General features: G+C 35.2%; 27 protein-coding genes and 1 riboswitch. Of the genes, 10 read left to right on the top strand and 17 right to left on the bottom strand.

From position 1 onward, the window contains the following. Window positions 1-11 precede the first annotated feature (11 nt). The 4 genes from ACM6F9_RS05540 to ACM6F9_RS05525 form a co-directional block, all read right to left on the bottom strand. Window positions 12-251, bottom strand: a complete 240-nt coding sequence (locus tag ACM6F9_RS05540) for a microviridin/marinostatin family tricyclic proteinase inhibitor (protein WP_105703281.1) — start codon at window positions 249-251, stop codon at window positions 12-14. A 115-nt stretch (window positions 252-366) separates the two neighbouring features. After that, window positions 367-1,146 carry an alpha/beta fold hydrolase gene (locus ACM6F9_RS05535; RefSeq protein ID WP_414844769.1) on the bottom strand — a complete coding sequence of 260 codons (780 nt, stop codon included), beginning with the start codon at window positions 1,144-1,146 and terminating at the stop codon, window positions 367-369. Between the two features lie 122 nt (window positions 1,147-1,268). After that, window positions 1,269-1,988, bottom strand: a complete 720-nt coding sequence (locus tag ACM6F9_RS05530) for a pyridoxine 5'-phosphate synthase (protein WP_414844768.1) — start codon at window positions 1,986-1,988, stop codon at window positions 1,269-1,271. A 176-nt stretch (window positions 1,989-2,164) separates the two neighbouring features. Next, the gene (locus tag ACM6F9_RS05525) at window positions 2,165-3,433 is read right to left on the bottom strand and encodes a mechanosensitive ion channel family protein (RefSeq protein WP_414844767.1); all 1,269 of its coding nucleotides are present in this window, start codon (window positions 3,431-3,433) and stop codon (window positions 2,165-2,167) included. A 331-nt stretch (window positions 3,434-3,764) separates the two neighbouring features. On the opposite strand from ACM6F9_RS05525, the gene ACM6F9_RS05520 reads away from it, so the two are divergent. Then, the gene (locus tag ACM6F9_RS05520) at window positions 3,765-4,256 is read left to right on the top strand and encodes a DUF456 domain-containing protein (protein WP_414844766.1); all 492 of its coding nucleotides are present in this window, start codon (window positions 3,765-3,767) and stop codon (window positions 4,254-4,256) included. A 16-nt stretch (window positions 4,257-4,272) separates the two neighbouring features. After that, window positions 4,273-4,782, top strand: coding sequence for a hypothetical protein (locus ACM6F9_RS05515; protein ID WP_414844765.1), 510 nt, complete (start codon window positions 4,273-4,275; stop codon window positions 4,780-4,782). On the opposite strand, the gene ACM6F9_RS05510 is transcribed toward ACM6F9_RS05515, so the two are convergent. From ACM6F9_RS05510 to ACM6F9_RS05500, 3 genes are read right to left on the bottom strand one after another with little or no spacing between them, the layout of a single operon-like run. Continuing rightward, window positions 4,769-5,410 (bottom strand): uracil-DNA glycosylase, encoded by a 642-nt coding sequence (locus ACM6F9_RS05510; RefSeq protein ID WP_414844764.1) that lies wholly within the window; start codon window positions 5,408-5,410, stop codon window positions 4,769-4,771. The genes ACM6F9_RS05515 and ACM6F9_RS05510 overlap by 14 nt on opposite strands. A gap of 41 nt (window positions 5,411-5,451) precedes the next feature. Beyond that, window positions 5,452-6,450, bottom strand: coding sequence for an acyltransferase family protein (locus tag ACM6F9_RS05505; protein WP_414844763.1), 999 nt, complete (start codon window positions 6,448-6,450; stop codon window positions 5,452-5,454). 51 nt (window positions 6,451-6,501) lie between these two features. Continuing rightward, window positions 6,502-7,020 carry a GNAT family N-acetyltransferase gene (locus ACM6F9_RS05500; RefSeq protein WP_414844762.1) on the bottom strand — a complete coding sequence of 173 codons (519 nt, stop codon included), beginning with the start codon at window positions 7,018-7,020 and terminating at the stop codon, window positions 6,502-6,504. Between the two features lie 165 nt (window positions 7,021-7,185). On the opposite strand from ACM6F9_RS05500, the gene ACM6F9_RS05495 reads away from it, so the two are divergent. Next, window positions 7,186-9,333, top strand: a complete 2,148-nt coding sequence (locus ACM6F9_RS05495; protein WP_414844761.1) for an endonuclease MutS2 — start codon at window positions 7,186-7,188, stop codon at window positions 9,331-9,333. Window positions 9,334-9,429: 96 nt separating this feature from the next. Here ACM6F9_RS05495 and ACM6F9_RS05490 read toward each other — a convergent pair whose 3' ends face one another. Beyond that, window positions 9,430-10,125: a hypothetical protein gene (locus ACM6F9_RS05490; protein WP_414844760.1), complete on the bottom strand. Its 696-nt coding sequence runs from the start codon at window positions 10,123-10,125 to the stop codon at window positions 9,430-9,432. Window positions 10,126-10,428: 303 nt separating this feature from the next. Here ACM6F9_RS05490 and ACM6F9_RS05485 point away from each other — a divergent pair, with 303 nt between their 5' ends. Then, complete coding sequence (locus ACM6F9_RS05485) at window positions 10,429-11,229, top strand: hypothetical protein (protein WP_414844759.1); 801 nt, start codon at window positions 10,429-10,431, stop codon at window positions 11,227-11,229. Between the two features lie 34 nt (window positions 11,230-11,263). Further along, window positions 11,264-11,444, top strand: a riboswitch (cobalamin riboswitch). A 116-nt stretch (window positions 11,445-11,560) separates the two neighbouring features. Continuing rightward, on the top strand, window positions 11,561-11,944 hold the full coding sequence (locus tag ACM6F9_RS05480; RefSeq protein WP_105703267.1) for an acyl-CoA thioesterase: 384 nt from the start codon (window positions 11,561-11,563) through the stop codon (window positions 11,942-11,944). Between the two features lie 51 nt (window positions 11,945-11,995). Here the strand turns inward: ACM6F9_RS05480 and ACM6F9_RS05475 are convergent, their stop codons facing one another. Next, window positions 11,996-12,592, bottom strand: a complete 597-nt coding sequence (locus ACM6F9_RS05475; protein ID WP_414844758.1) for an HD domain-containing protein — start codon at window positions 12,590-12,592, stop codon at window positions 11,996-11,998. A gap of 1 nt (window position 12,593) precedes the next feature. After that, window positions 12,594-13,295: an XAC2610-related protein gene (locus ACM6F9_RS05470; protein ID WP_414844757.1), complete on the bottom strand. Its 702-nt coding sequence runs from the start codon at window positions 13,293-13,295 to the stop codon at window positions 12,594-12,596. Window positions 13,296-13,808: 513 nt separating this feature from the next. Between ACM6F9_RS05470 and ACM6F9_RS05465 the strand changes: the two genes are divergently transcribed. The 5 genes from ACM6F9_RS05465 (at window position 13,809) to ACM6F9_RS05445 (ending at window position 18,383) form a co-directional block, all read left to right on the top strand. Further along, window positions 13,809-14,138 carry a PadR family transcriptional regulator gene (locus ACM6F9_RS05465; protein ID WP_002977573.1) on the top strand — a complete coding sequence of 110 codons (330 nt, stop codon included), beginning with the start codon at window positions 13,809-13,811 and terminating at the stop codon, window positions 14,136-14,138. An 11-nt stretch (window positions 14,139-14,149) separates the two neighbouring features. After that, a complete protein-coding gene (locus ACM6F9_RS05460; RefSeq protein WP_414844756.1) occupies window positions 14,150-15,871 on the top strand; it encodes a PspC domain-containing protein in 1,722 nt (573 codons plus the stop codon). Between the two features lie 315 nt (window positions 15,872-16,186). After that, window positions 16,187-16,768 (top strand): 1-acyl-sn-glycerol-3-phosphate acyltransferase, encoded by a 582-nt coding sequence (locus ACM6F9_RS05455; RefSeq protein WP_414844755.1) that lies wholly within the window; start codon window positions 16,187-16,189, stop codon window positions 16,766-16,768. A 60-nt stretch (window positions 16,769-16,828) separates the two neighbouring features. Further along, window positions 16,829-17,257 (top strand): PaaI family thioesterase, encoded by a 429-nt coding sequence (locus tag ACM6F9_RS05450; RefSeq protein ID WP_047378514.1) that lies wholly within the window; start codon window positions 16,829-16,831, stop codon window positions 17,255-17,257. Window positions 17,258-17,414: 157 nt separating this feature from the next. After that, complete coding sequence (locus ACM6F9_RS05445; RefSeq protein WP_414844754.1) at window positions 17,415-18,383, top strand: chorismate-binding protein; 969 nt, start codon at window positions 17,415-17,417, stop codon at window positions 18,381-18,383. Between the two features lie 357 nt (window positions 18,384-18,740). Here ACM6F9_RS05445 and ACM6F9_RS05440 read toward each other — a convergent pair whose 3' ends face one another. The 7 genes from ACM6F9_RS05440 to ACM6F9_RS05410 form a co-directional block, all read right to left on the bottom strand. Further along, window positions 18,741-18,941 (bottom strand): hypothetical protein, encoded by a 201-nt coding sequence (locus ACM6F9_RS05440; protein WP_105703261.1) that lies wholly within the window; start codon window positions 18,939-18,941, stop codon window positions 18,741-18,743. Window positions 18,942-18,946: 5 nt separating this feature from the next. After that, the gene (locus tag ACM6F9_RS05435; protein WP_105703260.1) at window positions 18,947-19,549 is read right to left on the bottom strand and encodes a MarC family protein; all 603 of its coding nucleotides are present in this window, start codon (window positions 19,547-19,549) and stop codon (window positions 18,947-18,949) included. Between the two features lie 44 nt (window positions 19,550-19,593). Beyond that, entirely contained in the window at window positions 19,594-21,309 is a 1,716-nt protein-coding gene (locus ACM6F9_RS05430) for a BatD family protein (RefSeq protein ID WP_414844753.1), read from the bottom strand. A gap of 23 nt (window positions 21,310-21,332) precedes the next feature. Further along, window positions 21,333-22,076 carry a tetratricopeptide repeat protein gene (locus ACM6F9_RS05425; RefSeq protein ID WP_414844752.1) on the bottom strand — a complete coding sequence of 248 codons (744 nt, stop codon included), beginning with the start codon at window positions 22,074-22,076 and terminating at the stop codon, window positions 21,333-21,335. Between the two features lie 99 nt (window positions 22,077-22,175). Further along, on the bottom strand, window positions 22,176-23,183 hold the full coding sequence (locus tag ACM6F9_RS05420; protein ID WP_414844751.1) for a vWA domain-containing protein: 1,008 nt from the start codon (window positions 23,181-23,183) through the stop codon (window positions 22,176-22,178). After that, window positions 23,183-24,175 (bottom strand): VWA domain-containing protein, encoded by a 993-nt coding sequence (locus ACM6F9_RS05415; protein ID WP_414844750.1) that lies wholly within the window; start codon window positions 24,173-24,175, stop codon window positions 23,183-23,185. Before ACM6F9_RS05415 ends, ACM6F9_RS05420 begins: the two co-directional genes overlap by 1 nt. Then, window positions 24,168-25,064, bottom strand: a complete 897-nt coding sequence (locus tag ACM6F9_RS05410; protein WP_414844749.1) for a BatD family protein — start codon at window positions 25,062-25,064, stop codon at window positions 24,168-24,170. The genes ACM6F9_RS05415 and ACM6F9_RS05410 overlap by 8 nt, the downstream gene beginning before the upstream one ends. Between the last annotated feature and the right edge of the window lie 39 nt (window positions 25,065-25,103).

Below are 25,103 nucleotides of genomic sequence, written 5' to 3'. Positions count from 1 at the left end.
AAGCTATATATTTATTCTACTTCTAAAACATCCTCATCTCCGTCAGAAGGATATTTCATCGTTACATTGTCATTATCAGGTGTTGTAACACCGTCTTGAAGAGCGGTTGTTATTTGATCCTTGATTATTGACGTAATCTGATCTGCAAGTTTGGATGTAGCAGCTCCTCCTTTTACTGTTTCAGGGTCTTTAACCTGTTTTTCCAAGAATGTCGCGAAAAATGGTTTCTTTTTTGAATTTTTGTTTTCCATAAGTTAATATTTTTATTGTTTTGACAATTCCAAAGTACAAAAATTTCAACTCATGGAGAAATAATATTGATTTTTAATAAAAATTTAACATAATATAAAAAATCAAAGGATAAAATTAATTCAATCCAAGAAACTCCTTAACAACATTTGCAAAATCAATTGGATTTTCGGCTTGTACCCAATGTCCTGCATTTTTTACCGTTACCACTTTAGCTTTAGGGAACTGTTGTTTAATACCAAATTCGTCCTGTGGCAGAATATAATTAGACCGATCTCCGGCTATAAACAGAGTTTCACCATCAAAAACGCCGAATTTAATAGCATTGGAAACAAATTCAGTATATTTTTCTGATAATGTTTTAAGATTGAATCTCCAGCCCAGTTTTTTATTATCGTCCCAATACAGATTCTTTGTCAGAAACTGTACAGTAGATCTTTCAGGGATATATTGGTTCAAAACAGCTTCCACTTCATTTCTTGAAGATACTGTATCGAAATCAACCGTTTCCAACGCTTTGATAATTCCCTGGTGATGTGGTGGATAGGCTTTAGGTGAAATATCTACAACGATCAGTTTTTCAACACGTTCAGGATATTTTATGGCAAACTGCATGACAGCTTTTCCTCCTAAAGAATGTCCCAGCACATGAGCTTTCTGGATTCCGTAATGATCCATATAGCGAGCGATATCGTCTGCCAGATCATCGTGAGACATGCTTTCTGAATGAAAGCTTCTTCCGTGGTTTCTAAGGTCAATCAGATGAACAGGAAGATATTCTCCCAGATCCTTTCCGAAACCTCCCCAGTTGTCAAGCATTCCAAACAATCCATGAAATACAAGAAGCGGCGTATTTGTAAGATTTTCGCCGAATATTTTTGAATTTAAAATTTCCATTTTTTTTGAAGTTAGAGGTGAGAAATTAGAAGTTAGATAAATCAAGCATAATCTATTTATGCTATTTTTAATACAATTGAAGTTGACTAACTTCTAATCTCTAACTTCTGGTTTCTTATTTATTACCATTTTGCCAGTCTCTTCAAATAAGCCTGAACAGTGTTTTCCAATCCCATGTAAAGCGCTTCAGAAACCAAAGCATGCCCGATAGATACTTCCAACAGATTTGGAATGGTATCTGAAAAGTATTTCAGGTTTTCTAAACTCAAATCGTGACCGGCATTGATTCCCAATCCGAAATTAGTGGCTTCAACGGCAGTATCGTAATAAGGTTTTATAGCCTGTTCTTTATTCGTAAGATAATTTTTTGCGTAAGCTTCGGTATACAATTCAATTCTGTCAGCACCTGTTTTAGCAGCATATTCTACCAGTTCCGGTAAAGGATCAAGAAAAATGGAACTACGGATGCCAGCTTTTTTGAATTCTGCAATGATCTCTGTAAGGAAATCCAGATGTTTTTTTGTATCCCAACCAGCATTGGAAGTAATGGCATCATCAGCGTCCGGTACCAGAGTCACCTGCTCCGGCTTCACGTCTAAAACCATATCAATAAAGCTCTGATGAGGGTTTCCTTCAATATTAAACTCAGTCGTAACCAACGGCTTCAGATCATAGACATCTTTTCTTGTGATATGTCTTTCATCAGGTCTTGGATGGATGGTAATCCCCTGTCCTCCGAATTCCTGAATTTTTACAGCAGCTTCTGTAACACTTGGTGTTTCACCTCCTCTTGCATTTCTTAACGTCGCAATTTTATTAATGTTTACGCTTAGTTTTGTCATTTTTTATTTTAGATGTTAGATATGAGATGTCAGAAGTTGGAAGCTTGGGCTGGAAGTAAATCCAGACTTTGAACTTCTATTGATCTTCCACATTCATGATCATTTAAAAATTTAATTAAAATTTATATAAAAAGGAGCTTAAACTTCCTGACTCCCTCTTTTGTCTTCCAGCTGTTCTACACCTTAATGCTTACCTGCATCACCTGAAGTTCAAATTCTTTTGAAGCCACCAATAAATGGTCAAAGATATCGGCTTGTATCTGCTCAAAACGTTCCCATTTGGAATCATTGGCAAAGCAATACACTTCAAGAGGCAGTCCTTGTGGGGTAATATCTAGCTGACGAACCATTCTCGTTCCGGTTTTATCTATATCCGGGTCGTTTTCAATATATTTCTGTGCGTAATATCTGAAAACACCGATATTGGTAAGCTGTCTGCCATTCACGACCTTATCCTTATGTTCCAGGCTTTCTTTTTCTTTTTTGATCTCAGAAGTTCTTTCTTCAAGGTAATCAGAAATTAAATTGATTTCCTTCAAGCGTTCCACATCTTCATCCGTCAGAAATTTAAAAGAATTGATATTAAAGTAAATTGATTTTTTTATCCTTCTGGTATTAGATTCCGACATCACCTGCATGTTCTTGATCTCCGTGGTCATCAGATCATACGTTGGAATGGTAGAAACTGTTTTATCAAAATTGGTGATTTTGGTGGTCAAAAGGTTGATTTCTGTAATATTTCCTTCAATACTGTATTTGGGAATACTTACCCAGTCTCCTACTTTCAGATTTTTAGAAGTAGCTACATGAAGCCCCGTTACAAATCCTAAAATGGTGTCTCTGAAAACAAGTACCAAAACTGCTGTAATAGCTCCCAGACTTCCTACAATAGTAGTTCCTTTGATTCCAAAAATAACGCAAAGCCCTACAACTGTAAATATGAAAAGTCCTAAAATCTTTACAGTTTCTGAAATGGCATTCAGAGCCATAATCTTATAGAAATCCTGTTTGATGCTGAAATAATTTCTGAAAGCAGTCAGTGATCTGTACAGCATCCCTGCCAGCATCAATACTAATCCTAAACTAATACATCGTAAAATAAAAACGGTTGTTTTGGGCAGCGCATTTTCCGGAAAGATAGATCCCTGAATACCGGCAACAACAATCAAAGCGGCAAAATGAGCTATAGAATTGGTGATTTTGGCCTGATAAATAGATTTTAAAATGGGAAATTTCTGTTCATTATGAAATAACCTGAAAACAGAATTAATGATAAACTTAAAAGCAAAATCAGTAATTAAAAACAGGACAAGAAGTAAGCTCAGTTTAACAATAATATGAAAAAACCAGTCCATCCCGGATGGTGATATCTGGGTAATATAGATGTAAAGCTGCTCGCTCAGCTCCTGTATAAAGTTTTTAGTTTCTTGTAACTGGTCATTCATTACAGCAAATTTATGAAATTAAGAATCATCATTTTACTATTCCCAATCAATTTTCATCCCAAAAGAGATTCATGGGAAGATATTTGATAAAAATTTTTCAAGAATTGAATTATAAATTGTCAAATCTTCTACAATCCCAATTATTGGTAAAAAATTAACTGCAAATGATAATTATCTGTTATTCCACAACTGTACCAGCGGAAACATCGGCAAGGCAGGACTGATTCTTGAATACGTCATCATAAATTTCTAATAAATTTTATAACTCAGTTCTCAAAGTAGCTTTTTATAAGGCCACTTTTTTTATATTGCATCTATATTTTTAAAAAGAATGGATACAACAATTATTAATATTTTCTGTCTTATTCTCTTATTTGTAGGAATACTGGGAACTTTCCTTCCAGTTTTGCCAGGGCTTTTGCTAAGTATCTGCGGGCTCCTGATCTATAAATTCGGGACGGATGCAGATCTTCCTATGATCTACATCTGGGCTTTTGGAATTCTGACAGCAGCTTCTGTAGTTTTAAGCTATGTTATTCCTGCAAAAACCAACAAAAAATATGGTGGTACCCGCTGGGGAAGTATCGGTTCTGTAGTGGGAACTATTGTGGGAATATTTATTCCAATTCCTTTAGGTTTTCTTGTGGGAATGTTTGCAGGTGTATTTATTGGTGAGCTACTTCACGACAGCAAGGATATGAATAAAGCTTTACAATCTACCAAAGGAGCACTGATTGGATTCATTTATGGAACCGGATTCAGTTTTGTAGTAGGAGTGGCAATGTTTTTGGTAGTACTTCTTAATATGTTTAACGTCATTTAATTAAATATTAGAAACTATGTTCCATAAAGCTATCATACTCAGTCTGGGAATATTTGCATTAACAGGATGTGATGCCCAAAAGAAATCTAAAACTGCTACAAAAGCTTCTCAAGTACAAACCAATTCAAAAGCTATGAACTCTAATGATCAGAAAGACGGAATTGTATACCTTAGTGAAGGTGAGAACAAATTTTTGAAAGAATACCAGATGAACGTTACATTCAAAGGGGTTTCTGAAGACAGCAGATGCCCTGAAGGTGTCAATTGCATATGGGCCGGAGTTGCTCTTGCTCAGGTTGAAGTAATGGGAACCTCTACCCGACCCACTATTTTGAACCTGGCCAGTATGGATTTTCCAGGAAGGAATTATCACCAGTCAGCAGAATTTAACGGATATACCATTACATTACAAGATGTTGCTCCCTATCCTAAACAACAGGAAGGAACAACAGCACTAGCAGGAAAATATAAAATTGGAATTACAATTAAAAAAGCAGATCAATCAAAAGATTCTACCACGAAATAGGCTTCTTTCCTTTGGAAACAAGATATTCATTAATTTTTGAGAAAGGCTTGCTTCCAAAAAAACCTCTGTAAACAGAAAAGGGTGATGGGTGTGCCGACTTCAGAATAAAATGTTTAGCTGGATCTATGAGTTCAGCTTTTTTTTGTGCAAAAGCGCCCCATAATACAAATACCACATTCTCTTTTTTGTCTGAAATTTCTTTAATAATAAAATTGGTAAATTTTTCCCAGCCAAGATCTTTATGAGAGTTGGGTGAATGAGCCCGAACCGTTAGCGTTGCATTCAATAATAAAACCCCTTGTCTTCCCCAGTCATCAAGCTCTTTGGAAGTTCTTACGACTCCCAGATCATCTTTTAACTCAATAAAAATATTCTTAAGTGATGGTGGTGCAGTAACCTGCTCAGATACAGAAAAGCACAAACCATTCGCCTGGTAGTCATTATGATAAGGATCCTGCCCAATAATCACCACTTCAACATCATCAAAAGCTGTAAGTTCCAATGCTCTGAAAATCTGATTCTTTGGTGGAAAAACTTTTGTCGTTGCATATTCATTCTTCACTTTTCCCCAAAGGGTTGTAAAGTATTCCGTACTTTTTATCGGGGCTAAAATTTCTGTCCAGGTCATACTGCAAAAATAATAATATTAAAATAAAATAAGAACCTCAATTATACTTTAAATACCTTTACTTTTTTTTCAATCAGTATATATGAAAAATAGGATAGTAATAACGAGAAAGCTACTAATAACAGATTATTAAGAAGGGAAATATCTACTATTATAAAGTTCTGATCCTTCACAATATGATGTATGATATACAATGAATACGAGATGTTTCCGAGCAAATAAACAGGCTTGGTTTCAAGAAACATTTGAAGATAATTCTTTTCCCTTGTATACAATTGCCTGATGATCAAAGCTGATAAAAACGGAATAAAGATTAGTCCTCTTGTTGTAAACAACAGTACAAAAGTGATGACAAGTAGTGCATAAACAGGCCATTTACCTTTTATTTTGATTCCAGGTAAAACAGCAATTCCTATTCCTAAAAAATAAGAAGCTATTGTTCTGATTAAAGAATTTACACCATACGGAATATCCAAATATTTTGATGATCTCCAGGAGTTTACTGAATCTGCTGAATGAATGTACAAGTCTGGAAAATGAGGAAGAATTAATCTCAAAAAAAGACCTGCAACAATTAAAATTTCACCACGGATCTTATACCGGATGATCAGATAAAGCATGAAAGGAAATATCAGATAACACATCCATTCTGTACTCAATGACCAGTAAACGATATTCAGTAAGCGATCCGGATTAAAAAAGCATTGCATCAGTCCGGCATTGATAAAAAATGTAAGCCATGAAGTATCCTTTATCAACAGAACAATAAAAATAATAGATATAAAATATATCGGATAAATCCTGTTGATTCTTTTTTTATAAAAAGTCTGTATTTTTTTAAACTCAAGATGTTTAAACTTATCAGAATATGAAACAGTGAGAAGAAAGGCGCTTAATACAAAAAAGATATCTACAGCAAGATATCCTTTACCTATAATATTTCGAAGAATTTCGTTTTTAAAATCAAAAAAATGAAAAAAAGTTACCCATAATGCCACTACACCTCTAAGTCCTGTTAAAGATTTTATTTCATTTTTCATATATAATTTCAATCGGCGATAAAGATAGAAAAAAACAGGCTAGATTTCTTACTAAACACCACCACTCAATCTTTTCAAACTAAAAATAATATTATCTGGAAAACCCTCATCTTCTTTTCCTTCTAGCAAAATAAAGTCATGTTTTACAAGAAGTCCTTTTGAGTTTTCATTAAGTTTATTCGTGATTGCTACAATTTCCTCTAAATGCAGTTCATTAAAACCAAAATCTAAAACCGCTTTCAAAGCTTCAGACATGATTCCTTGTCTGTGATATTCCGGCAATAATTCATAACCCACTTCTGCTGTTTTTCGGTCTTCAGAAAAATTCCAAAGACAAATGGTTCCGATAAGATTGGGCTGATCTTTTAAAGAAATTCCCAGGTAAACTGTTTGATTGTTTTTGGTTTTTTCTTTAATGGTTAGAATAAATTGGAGTGCATCGTAATTATTTTTCGGTGAATTTCTCTGCACAAATTTATTAACCTCCGGATTGCTTCGGATTTTTAAAATATCTTCTGTATAGCTTTCATTGATTCCTTTTAAAATCAATCTTTCGGTTTCCAGTTTCATAACTCAAATGTAATAAAAAGAATATCATAAATTTATATCAATGCAAAGGTTATTGTATTCTATTACTCATTTTGACTAACTCTATAATCACCTTATTCAAAGTTTATTTGTTCTGTAAATCTCTCAGATATACGTAATAATCAAAATTCTCACTAAATTTGCACTGTGTATATAGATAAAGAAGATTTAGACGAATTAGAGTTTCCGCAATTACTCGCGGAAATCTCCCCATTTGCGTATTCTCCAAAAACAAGAGAAAAAATTCTTCAACTTCGTCCGATGGAAATTGACGAGGCGGAACTTTCATTAAAAAAAACTTCAGAATATCTCTCGAGTTTCGAAAGTTCAAATGCGATTCCGTTTGATAAATATGAAGATATTGAAAGTGAGCTGAAATTGATGCTGATTGAGAACTACCGTCTGGAAAACACTGCTTTCATCAAAATAAAAACCATCACTGAACAGATCGGAAAACTTCAGAAATTCTTCCCTACCATGCCGGAAACATTTCCAACTCTATTAGAAGAGGTTTCTGTATTGGAATTCAGAAAGGAGATCATTGATAAAGTAGATAAGGTTTTTAACCGTTTTGGTGAAGTAAAAAATGAAGCTTCCCCAGCTTTGAAAGGAATAAGAACTGAAATCCAGCTTGCTAAAAAGGCAATTCAGGAAAATTTCAACCGTGCACTTACCACCTACGGACAAAGTGACTTTTTGGATGATATTCGGGAAACGATTATTGATGACCAAAGGGTTTTGGCTGTAAAATCAGGATTTAAGAAAAGAGTTGCAGGAAGAACATTAGGAATTTCCAAAACGGGTTCCATCACTTATATCCAGCCGGATAGTGTTGTAAAGCATTATTTCAAACTTCGGGAAAATGAAGAGGAAGAGAAAAAAGAAATTGATAAAGTTCTCCGTAAGCTTACTGCAGAACTGGCGGAATTTCAACCTCAATTATGGAGATATCAGGTTTATATTTTTGACCTTGACCTTACAAGAGCGAAAGCGAAGTTCGGTGAACTGATCAACGGTGTTCTTCCGAAAATCAATCACCACAACACGCTGAGATTAAAAGATGCTTATCATCCTCTTTTATGGTTAAGAAATAAAATTGAGGACAAGATCATCCATCCACAGACCCTTACCTTAACGGATCATAACAGGATTATCTGTATTTCCGGTCCGAATGCCGGTGGAAAATCAATTACCCTGAAAACTGTAGGATTATTACAACTGATGATTCAGAGTGGTATCCTTGTTCCGGTTCACCCTAAGTCTGAAATGTTTTTCTTTGAAAAGATTATGACTGATATTGGTGATAACCAGTCCATTGAAAACCATTTATCAACATATTCATCAAGATTAAAGAAAATGTCCGGAATCATCCGTGAGGCTGATGCTAATACACTTTTATTGATTGATGAATTTGGTACAGGTTCTGATCCTGAGCTTGGAGGTGCCCTGGCAGAAAGTTTCATGGAGTTTTTCTATGACAAAAAGAGTTTTGCCATTATTACAACGCACTATACCAACATTAAACTGGTGATAGAACAGCTTCCCAATGCCCAGAATGCAGCAATGCTCTTCAATGAGGAAACATTGGAACCGATGTATAAACTGGAAGTAGGACAGGCAGGAAGTTCATTTACTTTTGAAGTTGCGGAAAAGAATAAAATTCCAAGATTCATTATCCATTCTGCCAAGAAAAAGGTGGAACACGATATTGTTAATCTTGATAAAACAATTGTAAAACTGCAGCAGGAGAAATATGAAGTTGAAAAATTAAAATCTGACCTTGCCGAAAGAAAAGAGTCTGTAGAAGATAAACGTGATAACCTTCAGAAACTAAATGATCAGCTTCAGCAGAAACTATTCAATTTTCAGAAACTGTATGAAGAGGAACACCGTAAACTTCAGTTTGGAAATAAGATTGAGGCATTCATCGACAGCTATACCAAAGGAAAATCCAGAAAGGATGTTGTAAAAGATTTTGTAAAGCTTCTTGAGCAGGAGAAATTCAGAAAATTAGGCAGTGATAAAGATGAAACGAAACGCCTGCAGGTTGTGAAGAGAAAAATCACTCAGCAGCTGAAAAAGGAAGAAGTGATTGAAAAAATTGCTGAAACTAATGAAAGACTGGAAGAAAAACGTAAAACCGACCGTGCTGTCTGGATGAAAGTTGGACAGCGTGTTCGTATTACCGGCAGTACCAGTGTAGGAACCATCGAAAAGATCTCCCGGAATAAGGTAATTGTCAATTACGGAACCTTCAAGACTACGATTGACGCAGAAGAATTGGAAAGAATATAAAAAAGTTGTAGTATAATATATAAATTCCCCTAAAAACGATTAACTATTTTTAGGGGAATTATTAAATTTTGAGGACACTTTTCTTTAACAGAAATATTAATTTATTTTTTCTAATGATAATCTGGCCAACCTAAAAGTTTGAGCTGATGATCCACTGTAATTATAAAGTAAACCTTTCAGTTTGATTACATCTCCAACCTTTAAGGTAAGAATTTTAGAAGAGGTTAATGTAAATTCATGATTATTTAAGCTTCCGCTTGCCAATGCCCCAATTGAAGTAAACGATGCAGGACCCTGAAGATCATCCCCTACATATACATATGTCCCAAAAAAATAGGATGACGGTATAGTTCCATCAACTTTAAGAGCAGATGTATAAGTAAGCAAATAGTCACCGCCCATCCCAGCCGGAACAACTAATGTATTACCTGATCTCCAGTTCACTAAAGTCCCCGTACCAAGGCTCATATCCAAATCTTTAAGAATATTATTTGCAGATACAGTAACCTCCTTTCCACTTAAAAGGGCACTATACCCAACAACAGTGCTCCCATTATTACCATTAGACCATACAGGAGGTTTTCCCGGGCCGCTGGAAGTAAGTATCTGGCCTTCTGTCCCAGCGCTTCCGGCTGTAGCTGCATCTCCACCTACATTTAATTCATTAACAACCTGCAATGCTCCATTGACATGGAATGTTTTTTGCGGCGTTGGAGTTTTGATCCCTACTTGGGATAATAAAATTCCAGGGATTAGTAAAATACCTGAGAAAAGTAATTTAATTATTTTCATCCGAATTGTATTGTGTTAATTATATTGTGCAAAATTAAGCTTAAAAAGAAAAAAGAAAGAAAAATAAGGATAGAACAAAATCTATATCTTAAATAAATCGTCAATTGATTGAAACAATACTAAAAATGAATTAACATTAGAATCTAGCATTCCATAATTATATGGTATTAATAAAAAACTAATACGACATGATCATCCTTTGTTAATTAAGTTTATTTTATAAACTATAAATAATCCAAAAAGATCTGCAATGTTTAATGCACAACGCATTTAATTTATATATTTGGGGATCAAAAAATTTTCATGATGACTTTCATAAACAAAGCATTCTATTTATCCGCTTTCAGTATTTTATCCATAGTCTTTGTAAAAGGCCAGAATAAAGTTCCTTTCGGAGTTGTAAAAGCGGAAGAGGGATATGCCAATGTACGTGTTCATAAGGACAACTACAGAAAAATTGTAGACAAGATCCGTATGCGTAAAGGTGATGTATTTGTTTATGTAAAACCTGCTCCCGGAGAAACAGAATGGATCTGGATCAAATATCCGGAAAAACAGGATGATGACAAACCTTTTGTACGTTATGAAACTCTTGATAAAGAAGGAATGGTCAATAAAGAACGTATTGCCTATATTGATCAGCTTCCGGCTTATACTCCTTCCAAGTCTAAAAACGGAAAATCACTTATTTTCACAGATAATTCTGATCCTAAAGTTCCTACTGCTCAAAGAAGCAAAGTAGTCATTGATATTTACCCTTCCAATGCAGGATACCGTAAAAAAGAAAAAGATGCAGAAGGAAAACTTCTTACCATTGATAAAGTAAAACCATGGGGAATTGGAAATGACCTTCCCGAAGGTATGACCGAGATCAAATCCATCAGAGTGCAGCAACCCGGAAGAGGATCTGTCTTTGTAAGAGAAGCCATCAAAAATATGTTCCAGCCTACAATGGATTTTGAGAACATTGGAGTAACCTCTCTGGATAATGACAATATTTTCCTTTACATGATCAATGGTTCAGGAGAAAATAGGTATACTACCCTTTGGACCATCAAGAAAGGAAGAGTAATCAGCCAGATTATTTACCATAATCCGGAATAAATTCATTATTTTTGCCCCCGAAAAGTTTTAACGCTTATTCATCATAGAAATTGGTTCTGCATCATTGCAGATTAAAAGGGAACCGTGTGAAAATCACGGACTGTCGCGCAACTGTAAGTAACTGTAATCTTTATCAAAGATCCACTGTGCGAGGCATGGGAAGGAGATTAAAGATGTTACAAGTCAGGAGACCTGCCTTTTTCTTAAACAAGTAACTTTCGCGATTTGAAGTTGTATTGATCTGATGGATTGTTTCAGGAATTCTCTTGGTTCCTGTCATTGTTCTGTTGTTTTAATATCGTTCTCATTTCGCTTTAATTAATAATGATATATGACTACAGAAGAAAGAATTAAAGCATCCGAAACCAGTATCTTTAAAGCGGTTTTCCCTAACACAACCAATCATTACGATACCCTTTTTGGTGGTACGGCTATGCAGCTGATGGACGAAGTAGCTTTTATTACTGCTACCCGATTCGCAAGAAAAAGAGTGGTAACAGTAAGCAGTGATAAGATCGATTTCAAAAAACCTATTCCTGCCGGAACTATTGTTGAGCTCATCGGGAAAGTTTCCTACGTAGGAAAAACCAGTATGAAAGTAAATGTAGAGATCTACACTGAGCAAATGTATTCCTACGAAAGAGAAAAAGCCATTGTAGGTGATTTTACTTTTGTAGCGATTGACGAATTCAAGAAACCAATCCAGATACTATAAATAATAAAGATTCGGGCGGCCAAAGGCCGCCCGAATCTTATTGTATGTTCATTAAAGTGATTTGATCACTTTTTCTGTTTCCAGACTTCTGTTCAGCAATACATCAAAAGCCTCTCCCATTTCATCCGATGCTCTGCTTATCGCATTTTCAAGCATATTCCGGATTTGCTTTTCTGTCACTCCTGCTTCCGTCCAGCTTTTTCCTGAAGTATGGGAATTTAAGATAAATGGCATTATTCTGTCAATTCCACACGCAAAAACAGCATCCGGTGTTTTCTCATCTTCAAACTCAAGCCATAGATTAAAAAATTCTGTACGCAAAGGTTCATCCAGTATTCCAAAGATCTTTTGAGCAGACGCCTTTTCTCTTTCAAACTTTCCTACCATTGCTTTTTCGTCAAAAATGAAAGTATCTCCGGCTTCGATCTCCACCAGATCATGAATGGAAAGCATTCTTATCACTCTTAACAAATTAATATCTTCACGATTTTTAGCATACGGATAAAGAATCTGAGCCAAAATAATAATCTGCCAGGAATGTTCCGCTGTGTTCTCTCTTCGGGAGTCATCTGCATTATAATTTCTTCTCTGGACATTTTTAAGCGCATCTACTGCCAGGATAAAATCGATCTCTTTCTGAATTTTCATCTTACTTCTTATTTCTGTTATATTGATCTGAAGGATATACTTTTGTTTTGGTAATCCATTTATTATTGATTTTTTCTTTGGTGGTTACTTTTACGAGGTCTTCAACAGTCATATCTTCTTCTTTTTCAAAGACTTTATCAAGTCCTTTATTCGGAATCACGGCATATTCTGTTGTAAAAAGATCACAGCAACCGGATTTCCCGTAGGCAATGAGGCGTTTCCGTTTGGCATCTACCTCAAAAATATCAAAGGAATCGGAAGCAAGCTCAGTAAGCTCTTTGCTCTTCACAAAAGCCATTTTTGTGCTGTTAAAAACATATACGTCATAAGAAGAGGAACTATAATTCCCCATATTCCCATTCCTTATTGCGATATCCTCTGTTCCATCAAAATTAAAGTCATCAATGACCACAGGACCGTTTTCTTTCTTTAACTGGAATATTTTCCCCTGCACTGGCTTTTCATCCTGATTCAGGTTCAGCACCAGATTGTCAGACACAAAAGTCTGTACCTTTGTATTTCTATGATCAAACAAATCTACGGTTCCTCTTCCGTTGCATTGCCCATCATAGCAATTCTCCACTTGAATAACTGCATCATAACTCTTCGATGCATTTTTAACCTCAAACTGATATTGTCCGAAACATACAGAACTCAGTAAAACAAAAGCCGGTAAATGCTTATTCTTATTGAATAAATTCATGGTAATAGTAAATGATTTAGGTGTTTTTTTCCTAACAAAAATACGAATCCTACTACCGATCTCAAAATTCAAAATTTATTTTATATACGGATAACTTCTTTAAATAAGAGAAGATCCGTTTCTGAGGAGCTGTTTCCCGCTATACGCTTATACTCCTCGCTCCCTGCCTGAATCCTTCCCGCTGTGGGGTAACCGCTGCTATCGGGGCTATTATAAAAAATGATGAATGATAATCAATGAATGATTACTTTTTGATCTCAATTTCTTTAAATTTTAAATAAAATTGAAATGTTTTTTAGACCATTTTCATCAAAATTCATTTTTAATAAAATTTCTAATAAAAATTATTACACTGATTAACAACTACTTATACTATTTATTTTAAAAATTTCACTACTTTGTATTGCATAATACCATTTAATTTACATATCTTTGTAATGTAAAATTAGAATAGGCTCAGCTAGCTAGGAGCATTTTTCTAAGAATATAACTAATTAACAAAACTTATCAAAGATGAATACCGAAAATACCAAAGCGCAAATGCGAAAAGGAATTCTGGAATTCTGTATTCTAAGTCTCATCAATAACCGCGAAATGTATGTTTCCGATCTTATTGACGAACTGAAAAAAGGAAAACTGGATGTAGTGGAAGGGACCCTCTACCCTCTTCTTACAAGACTTAAAAATGGAGAGTTTCTCTCTTACAGATGGGAAGAATCTACAGGAGGACCACCCAGAAAATATTACCAGATCACAGAAAAAGGAAAACTTTTCCTGGATGAACTTCTCAATACATGGAATGAACTGACAGCCTCAGTAAACCAAATCACCCAACAAAATTAAAAAACAAAGCTATGAACAAGACACTCTCAATAGGACTCGCAGGTTTTTCTTTTACCATAGAAGAACACGCATATATAAAGCTCAGCGATTACCTGAATGCTCTGAGAAGCTCTCTGGATGCTTCTGAGGCTGATGAAGTAATGCATGACATAGAAATAAGAATGGTGGAGATTTTCAAAGATTCTTTAGGAAAACGTGAAGTGATCAACGATACCGATGTAGAAAAGGTAATCGCACAGATCGGAAGCCCTGAAAAAATTGAAGAACAGGAAGAAGCTTATTTTTCTGAAAAAACATCAACAAGAAATAACAATTCAGGAACGAACTATACCGATAAAAAACAATTATTCCGTGATCCGGAAAAACAAAAAGTAGCAGGGGTCTGCGCAGGGTTAGCTCAATACGTAGGAATGGATATTACTACCATGAGAGCAATCTGGCTGGGAATTTTCATATTAGGAATTTTCACAGCAGCGATCTCTTCTTCATTAATCGGTCTTTTATATGTAATTCTTTGGATCGTACTTCCAAAAGCTGAAACAGCGGCAGATTTCCTGAAAATGCAGGGAAAGCCTATGAACTTCGACAATCTTAAGAATGAGTCTAATAAATTGGTACAATTTGCCAATGAATCTACTCAGAGGGTCGGAGAAATCTATAACGAAAACAAACCTTACATCAACAACGCAGGAAGCGGAGTTTGGAATATATTCAAATATATTATTGGAGGGTTCTTCGTATTGATGGCTGTAGGAAGCATTATCGGAGTATTTGTATTATTCGGTCTTTTCGCAATGGATACAGATTTCCCGGGAGCTAATGAAATCAGATTCTATATGGATGATCAGGGTCTTGACAAAGTACTGGCAGCCATGATGGTCATAGGAAGCTTAATTCCGGCAATCCTTTTCAGTTTATTAAGCATCAAGATTTTCTCTCCAAAAACAAAACTGAGAAATATCGGATGGGTAATCGGAGGTTTATTCCTTCTTCTGATCGGATTGGGAACTTATTTCGGAATCAGCATGGCTAAGAAAGACATGATCTACAGAGGAAGCAAAGAAGATGTAGAGAATGTTGCCATCAACACTCCTTCAGATACAGTGTATGTGGATGTAAAACAGATCAACATTCCTCAGAATTTCAAAGGTTACAACAATGATATTTATTCTGATAAAAGAACAGTTTACGAAGAAGACTATATTTCTGTAGATGTAACCAGAAAGCCAGATATTAAAACACCTTATCTGATCATTAAAAAAGAAGGAAAAGGATATAATTTCCCTATCCAGATGACGGTTCCTGTAGAAATTGTGAACAACAAAGTATTGCTTCCAAACTACATCAAGTATCCATATGAGCACAGGTTCAGAGATTACAGCCTTAATTATGAGCTTGTAATTCCGCAAAAAGCAGTTGTTTTATCCTTGAATAAAGATCGTATTCACATGGATGGGGACTTAGACGGAGATGGTATTGATGATGATGATCAGGATAGAGATGAAGACCACAACAATGTTAGAATTGAAAAAAATAAAATCACGGTAAACGGTTCCAGTATCGAATACAACTCTGATGATAAAGACAGTATCATCGTAAACGGTAAAAAAGTTCCGAACAACCAGGCAAAGAAAGTTATTGATTCTGCAGTGTCTACTATCAAAAAATCAAATAAAGATATGGACATCAAAATCAAAGACGGAAAAAACGAAATTTCCATACAAACTAAATAATTAACTTCAGAGAGTGGTAGAAGGTGTGGGTGGATGGCAACCGTTTGAAATTCACACCCTTCTTCTCTCAGAAAACTTAAAATAAAGCTTTATTTAGTTTCTTATGTGAAAAAAAAGTTTTAATTTCGTAAAGCTAAAATTTAATAACCAATCAACCAAAAACACAGCCTTATCATGATACAATTTGCAATGGAATTCGTAATGAAAATCGTAGATTTAATTAGCGGTTTGTTTTAAGAGCGATAATATTTCAATATATTTGTAAAGTATAACCAAAATTTGGTTATACTTTTTTGTTTTTAATCCAAGAAATCTATGAAAAAGCTGATAGGCAAAGCAATGCTAAAAATATTAGGATGGAAAGTCGTTCTGCAGGGCGATGTCAACAACCTGAACAGGTGTATCCTCGTGGTAGCACCTCATACCCATAATATGGAATACATTTTAGGAAATTTCGCCTATTGGTCACTGGAAAAACCTTTAAAAATCATCATTAAGGATGCCCACACCAAAGCCTGGTACGGAGGTATCGTAAAAGGTCTGGGAGGTATTGGTATCGACAGAAGCCAGAAAAATGATCTGGTGAATTTTGTAGCCAACCAGTTTGCAAAAGAAGATTTCAGCCTTGTTATTACTCCGGAAGGTACCAGAAGCTGGGTTCCGAAATGGAGAAAAGGATTCTATCATATGGCACTCGCAGCAAAAGTTCCTATCGTACTGGCAGCAGGTGATTTCAAAAGAAATATTGTGTATCTGGGCTATACTATTCCCTACGAAAGAATAGCTTCCGTTCCTTTTTCAGAAATCATGCAGGAAATTCAGGAGTACTATATCAAAAATGATATTACCCCTAAAGTTCCGGAAAACTGGAATCCTAATATTATGGGTACTGAATAGAATTAGATGCTAGATGCTAGATGCTAGATGCTAGATGCAAAATTAAATCAATTATAAAAAATGAAAGGTCAGACAAAAGAAGAAATATTAGCATTCATCAATAACTGGGGAGATGTAACACTTGCCAAAACTCTTGAAATAAAATTCATAGATATTGATCTTGAAAATGAAACCCTTACTGCTACGATGCCCGTTCTTCCAAGAACTCATCAACCTTTTGGGATTATGCACGGAGGCGCAAGCTGTGTTCTGGCTGAAACTTTAGGGTCAAGCCTGTCTAATATCTTTATTGATGGTGAAAAGTATTACGGTGTGGGAACCAATATCAATTCAAATCATTTAAGAAGCAAAAAAGACGGAATTGTTACTGCTACAGCTCGTTTTATCAGAAAAGGAAAAACAATGCACGTATCAGAAATTGAAATCCGTGATGAAAAAGGTGTTTTGATCAACCATACAACAATGACCAATAATATCATCAATAGATAAGTTACAACAACATAAAAAATGAAGAGCTTAAAAATAAATTTAAGCTCTTTTTATTTTGACATCTTTAAGACTAATAATACCTTTGCAGAAAGGAAAATTATACCCGAAATTAGCTCTTCTATTTCTGGTGGTGATTTTCAAAATCCCTTCATAACTCATGATTTATTTCAAACTTCCTTTCGATGAAAGATTACTGTCTGCAGAACAAAAAAGCATAAAAAATGCAGTCAACTTTTTTTCTTATAACGGCTTAGATCAAATCAGCTTCAACGGAGATATTTTTGAAATAAATCCGGCTGAATTTGACCATACTATGATCACCAATGAAACCCTTACTAAGGACACTACAAAGTCTTCTGCTGAAACCAAAGAAGAATATTGCAATACGTTACAGAAGGTAATTGAAGTAATCAAAGAAAATAATCTGCCAAAGCTTGTTTATTCGAGAAGGAAAATCTTTACAGATTTTAATACAATCAATTATAGAGAGAGTTTTAAGAATCTGTGTAAATCTTATCCAAATGCTTTCAGATATCTGTTTAATGATGGTCAAAATGCATGGATGGGAGCGTTTTCAGAAGTTCTGGGCAAGTTTAACAAATCAACTTATGAGTTTGAAACGATGGCTCTTGCCGGAACTCTTCCTATATCTGAGGAATGGTCTGAAAAAGAAATTGAGGAACAGAAGCCCGTTACCAGTTATATCCAGGATATTCTTAAAAATTATTCTGAAACCATAAATCAGTCAGAAACCTATGATCATATTTCAGGCAATATAAAACATTTACGCACAGATTTTAAAACAACTATCCAACCGGAAGATCTGGACAGAATTATTCAGGATTTGCACCCTACTCCGGCCGTTTGTGGTATTCCAAAAGATTTCTGCAATGAGAATATCCGTAAATATGAGAAATTTCCCCGTGAATTTTATGCCGGTTATATTAAGGTAGAAACCGAAGACAGCATTTTATATTTTGTGAATTTACGTTGTGCAAGGCTCTATAAAGATTCTGTACATGTCTTTGTAGGAGGCGGGATAACAGCTCAAAGCAATCCGGAAAAAGAGTGGAGAGAAACAGAACTGAAATCTGAGGCAATATTGAAAAATCTGGTTGTTTCATAATGTAGATCTGCCCATGGATCTCATGGATTTACACAGATGTTCCAGTATATTTTCTTTGAGTAAAAACAACTTTGCGAACGATTTCAATGCTATTTATAAAATTTTGTGAACATTGGTTGTAAAATAGGTTTTGGCTAAAGCCAATAGAAATTCATTCCTTATTTTTAACGGGCTAAAGCACGCTCCTATCGAATATAAAAAACCAATATTGTGTTTTAAGACAGCCTAATTCCTAATCTCTATTACCATTCTCCTAATCACTCGCACCTAATTCCTGCTACCTAATCCCTGCCACCTAATAAAAACAAAAACCTCCTTCAAAATGAAAGAGGCTTATATCTATATGAAATATTCAATTTATTTCTTTACACCGATTCTACTCCAGGTATCCATTACAAAAAGTAAGATAAGACCTATTGCAGCAGCTCCGGCTGAGAATGCAAATCTAATGTTATCCTCATCTCCTAAGATATCCGTTGCTTGCCAGTTGATAGCATAAAGATTGATGGCGATAAATACGATAAACAGTACTAAAAATACTTTATAAAACTTCTTCATGACTCTTAAAAATTAATATAATTCTGCACCAACTGGGCAAAATTTGCGGTGAATAATTTAATTGAAATTGCCAAAAGGATGATTCCGAAAACTTTCTGCAGGATCATCAAAGTAGCATCTCCAATTTTCCTTTCCAGCCATTTGGCCGATTTCAGCACCAAATATACGAAAATTGTATTAAGAACTATTCCGAAGATAATATTAATATCATGAAATTCAGCTCTAAGAGATAGTGCAGTTGTTAATGTTCCAGCTCCTGCAACCAAGGGAAATGCGATGGGTACAATAGATGCAGCCTTTGCTTCTGTCGTTTTATTAATTTCAATTCCTAAAATCATCTCCAGAGCTATGACAAAAATCACAAAAGCCCCGGCAATTGCAAAGGAATTGACATCTACTCCAATAAGCTTAAGGATCTTATTTCCTACGAATAGAAAAACAATCATAATAGCACCAGCTGTGATTGCTGCCTTTCCGGCTTCAATCTTTCCAAATTTCTGCTGAAGGCTTACTATAATAGGAACTGAGCCGACAATATCAATAACGGCGAAAAGAACCATGAAGCTGGTAACGATCTCTTTAATAGAGAAACCATCAAAAATTTCCATCTCTTTGTAATTAAAAATTTCGCAAAAATATGAAAATAAACTGATTATTTGCTAATTTGTGAATATAAATTAACAATTGTTTTCAAAAGTTCTTCAAGAGCATCAATAGATTTTACAGGATTGTATTTTTCCATTTGAACTTTCTGTTGCAATCTGCCATATTCTTCTGCCAATGAAGATCCTTTATGTTTTTCAAGAAAAGTCTTAAATTCCGCAGTAGAAGCTTGGAAATACTGACTTCTCACCTCCTGATCCAATTCTTCCAGTGTTGCAAAGAACTTTTCATACTCTTCGTTATCTTTAAGATTTTCCAGATATCCGAAATAATCATTGATATCCGTTTTCAGCAATTCTCTGATTTCTTTTTCTGTTTCAGCCACTGAACCTAAGGGTTTTGACGGTACAGTTTCCCTAACTAATGTACGTTTTTTTTGCCAATTTTTAAATAATAAATAAGCAATAAATAAACTTACCAGAATGGCAATATTAGTTAAAAGGATACTCCAGTGGAATTTGCTTTTTTCTTTTACTTTAAATGAAGTGGTCTTTAAAACCGGAGTATTTACAGTCTCCAAAAGGTTATTGGTATACTCGTTTACCTTTTCCACAGTAGAGCGGGCTTCCAGGATCTGATCATGAGAAAAAGCGTTCAGATTCAGTGTTTTTTGTCCCAAATCAACATATTCCTTGTTTTCAGGATCAAAGAAAGCAAACTGTTCTGTTTTAATGGAAATTGCCCCAGATTTATTTGGAATAATTACATAATTAGCCAAAATTTCACCTTTCATTCCTGTAGTTCCCGGAGAAACCTTTGCTGTAATTTTCGGAGCAAAAACTTCGTAGTCTGGAGAGGCCATAATTTTAGGAAGTTCCATATTCGGTAAGTTACCTTCTCCTGAAACTTTTACTACCACATTCAGAGGTTTTTTTGCTTCCGGTTTTTCTTTGGAAGCATTATATACGTTTACATTAAAATTTCCAACTGCATTTTTAAAACACTCCGGAGCACCTTCCGGTAGTTTTCTTACATTGATTTTTACTTTATTGGAAACAATCTTTGTTTTATTAGAATAAGTACTTACAGAAGCAGATACTCCCGGAACTTCTACATATCCTGCTTCATTTGGAAACACCATGAACATTGCCAATACCTGTGAAGGCATATTTCCATATCCGGACGGATCTATTTCAGATTTATCAAAATTGATAGGATGTACATTGATATTATCCTGCTCAGGAAGGTGAATATTCTTTACTTTTCTAAGATTATCCATACTTCTTGAATAAACCCTTAGAACAGCAATGGTAGGCTGATCCTGGTAAACATCACGGTCATCAATTTCCATATTCAGATAAACATCACCGGATGTGTTGGCAGCGAGTGATCTTCTGTCTACAATATCGCGGATATTGACATCAAAAGGTTCTGTTTTGTAAATTTTATTGTTGACAGTAACCAGAACTGAACCAATTTTTATTTTCCCTTTTTTCTTAGGCTCAAGGGCAATTCTGGATACTTTTTGGGTAATTAAAGTATTGGTAGCGGGATCAATCACGGTGTTGGTAACAGATCCACTTCCTATAATATTAAATTTTGAAAGATCCGGAAGCTGTAAACCAGTCTGCTGAACAAGGTCAGTTCCGTTCAGTTCAAGAACAATGGTAAGGTTTACAATATCTTTCCCTCCATACTCAGATTTATCAGCATCCAGCGTAAGATTTACCTGTCCGTAAGTAATTACGGATGCTAGGGTAAGCAATATGTAAATCAATTTGTGCTGCATCACCAATCTTTCTCGTTGCTTTCAGGCATCGAATAAGAATTTTTGTTTAAAATTCTTCTGGCGGTTTCTTTTTCTTTCTCGTTTATTTTATCTAAGATCGCATTTTCAAGATTCTTCGGCATTTTGCCTTCATTATTTTGATTCTGCTTAGGATTATCACCCTGGTCACTTTTGCCTTCATTTTGTGGGCCGTTACCTTGATCCTGCTTTTTGTCTTTGTCGCCTTTCTGATCATCACCTTTATTCTGATCATTTCCGCCGCCACCTTTTCCTGAGTTATTTTGTTCGTTTTTTTGCTGTTGCTTTTCTTTCTCTTTCAGTTTGGCAATCTCATAGTTTTTTCTGGTTACCTCACTGTAGGGATCTTGCTTCAAAGCTTTTTTATAATAATCAGCTGCTTTTTCCGGCTGATTCATCTGCATATAAGCATTTCCTAAATTATGATAAGCGGCTGTTTTATCAGGAAGGGTTTGTGAAAGTTTTTCAGCTTTTTCAAACTCAGCCTTTGCCTCTTCATATTTCTTATTTTTATATAGTGCATTCCCCATATTGTAGTGAGCGGTAAAATCTTTATCATTGGATTTTATCGCTTCCATGTATTTTGAGGAGGCTCCGTCATAATCTTTACCGTCAAATTTCTGATTGCCTTCATGAACTAAATTCTTATAGCTTTCCTGCCCAAACAAAATGCCTGAGAACGAAATGGCAACAATAAACGATAAAAATATGATTTTAGTATTCATCACTTGCAAAATTATTCCTTTATATGTTAAGAAACAGAGTTTTATTTGTTAAAATCGGTTAAAGTACCTGTAGAATTTCTTCTATAAACAAAGGGAAATCTATACATTAAAATCTTTCTTAGGATTAAAAATATAAATTAAAAAGAAAAACAGAAGAGATACTGCTAGAAAATATTGATAATAATGATTGGCATTCTGTGATTTCACCATAGTTTCCGCACCTGCAGATTTCTTATTCACCGCGTCTACGATTCTGTCAGGAGCTTCGTTAATATTATTTCCGTCAATATAAGTTCCGTCTGTAGATTCTGCCATTTTCTTTAAAGCCTCTGTTTGTCTTTTTGAAATAACCGTTCCTCCGTTGGCATCGGTTTTATAGCCCATCAGCTGTCCGAAAACATATTCCGGAACCGGAGCTCCTTCATCAGTACCAACTCCTACAGAAGTAATGCTTATCCCTTCTTTATTAGCCAATCTGATGGCTGCATTATCATTTCCTTCGTTATCTTCACCATCGCTCAGCAGGATTACTTTTCTGGAGCCTTTGCTTACATTTTTAAATTTCTCAACAGCGGCCTGCATTCCTTTGAGAAAATCTGTCCCCTGAATCTGCATAGAATTGGTTTCAATTCCACTTATATAAGTCTCCGCAGAGTTATAATCCGTTGTTAAGGGCATGATAGACATCGCCTGTCCTGCAAAGATGACGATACCTACTTTATCATTATTCATTTTCTTCATGGTAGCCAGCATCAGGTTTTTAGCTTCCGTAAGACGGCTTGGGTCTATATCTTCAGCATTCATAGAATTGGATACATCCAGCATGAAGATCACATTATTCAATTTCTGGGTACTTTTTACCTCTTCGGAACCATTCAGAAGATCAATAATAGAGAATATCAGAAATAATGTTCCCAATAAGTATAATGCAGGGAAAAACTTCGTAAATCCCGAGCTTTTTTCAAATAAATTATCATGAAACTGACTCCCTGCAAAAATTTCTCTTTTTTTATTTCTCCATTTTAAAAAACGAATCAAAAAGGAAGCTAACAGCGGCAGAAGCAACAGTAAAAATAAATACCAATAATTTCCTAAAGACCAACTCATCAGCTTAAAATTTTATAAAACACCCATCTCAAAAATGCATCAAACACTAACATTCCTAATGCAATCCAAAGGAATATTTTGAAATATTCTTCATAATTATACAGCTTGGAAACCTTTACATCAGATTTTTCCAGTTGGTTGATCTCATCGTACACTTCTTCCAGACTGCTGTTTGAGGTCGCTCTGAAATACTTTCCTCCTGTAGTTTGTGCTATTTCTCTCAAGGTATTTTCATCAATGGTAACCTCCGTTTCGGTAAAGATAAGATCTCCAAAGATATCCTGCGATGTCGGCATCAGAGCATAACCATTGGTACCTATTCCGATTGAGTATACCTTTATATTATTATTTTTTGCCAGTTCGGCAGCAAGCTGTGGAGGAATAGCATTTTGAATATTGCTTACTCCATCCGTCATCAGGATGACTACTTTACTTTTGGCTTTGCTTTTAATCAAATGATTCACCGCTACAGAAAGACCTTCTCCGATAGCTGTACCAGGCTCAAGACCTGCAGAATTCAGGTTTTTAATTTCATCAATCACCACCTGATGGTCCGAAGTGACAGGAACTTTTGTAAAAGCTTCCGCAGCATACGCAACCACTCCTATCCTGTCATTGGGCCGTTTCTGAACAAATTTTACCGCAATATCTTTAAGTGCTGTAATTCTGTCCGGACTTAAATCCTTGGCCAGCATACTTAAAGAAACATCAATAGACAACATAATATCTACTCCCTTTGTATCATCTCTGTCCTGCGAAACCGTGAATGTTCTCGGTCTTGCCATAGCAATAATCAAAGCTGAAAGAATGATATACTTTGAAATTTTCAGTAAAAAAAGCACACCCTGGATTCCTCCGCTGTGATCCATATTTTTTATGGTAGGCACTTTTATACCCTTTCTTTTGCGTCTCCCGGCATCTTTAATTAAAAGAGGGATAAACAGCAGAAAAAGCAATAAGAACCACGGACTGTAAAACTCAAAATTAAACATCCTTTCTTAAGTTTTCGAATTCTAAATCTTTGGATGATCTTTTCACAAAGTCTCTGATATTGGCAAAATCTCTCTCCATTGTTTCCTGATCAGGGAATGTTTTGGCAAATTTCACCAAATCTCCCCTAAGAAATACATCTTCTATTATTTTTTCATTGTCCTGCGAGATGGTATTATTCTTTTTCATGACATCAATAAGGTCATCAGTAAGAAGTACATCTGCCGGAAGGCGGTATTGTTTTGTAATAAAGGTTCTGGAAATATCGATCAATTCCACATAGAATGAACGGAAGTTTCCTCCTTCAATGTATTTTTTCTTTTTAAGAGAATCCAGTTCTTTCAAGGTCTGATTGGTAGCCACAACCGGAGTGCTCTTCGATTTTCTTCCCCATTTCACAAACATGATAATAGCAATAATGAGTGCAATAACTGCCAATGCCGCAAGAATATAAAACTTATAAAGCTCCCAATAGTCTTTTGCTTCCAGTTTTACCTGCTTGTTATTCATGATATCATTAATCTGATCTGCTTTTTGAGCCGTATTAATGACATCTATTTCATAAGGAATCGTTTTAAGTATCTTATCCCCCACTTTGAATTCCAGTTCCGGAATGGTAAATTTTCCTTCTTCAAAAACAGCAAATTCAATTTTTCTTTCATATGAATTGGCGGTCTGCCCAATGCTGTCTTTAGTTTCTTCAAAATGAAAAGGCAGCAGCTCATTCTTGGCTGCTGAAGTTACCTGCTGCTCATTAAGATTATCAATCTTTATAGTAAGATGATTGATTTCTCCTAAAGCAATGGTTTTCTTTTCTACGTTAGAGGATAATATCTGTGAAAAAGCATTCGCACAGATCAGAAAAGATAATATTAAAAGTATTTTTCTCAATGTTACAATAATAAAGGCAAACGCCTCCTATTTTTTTAG

It is taken from the genome of Chryseobacterium sp. IT-36CA2 (assembly GCF_949767875.1).
GTDB lineage: Bacteria > Bacteroidota > Bacteroidia > Flavobacteriales > Weeksellaceae > Chryseobacterium.
The sequence above is the reverse complement of the archived record's forward strand: the minus strand, read 5'-3'. Positions and strand labels throughout refer to the sequence as shown.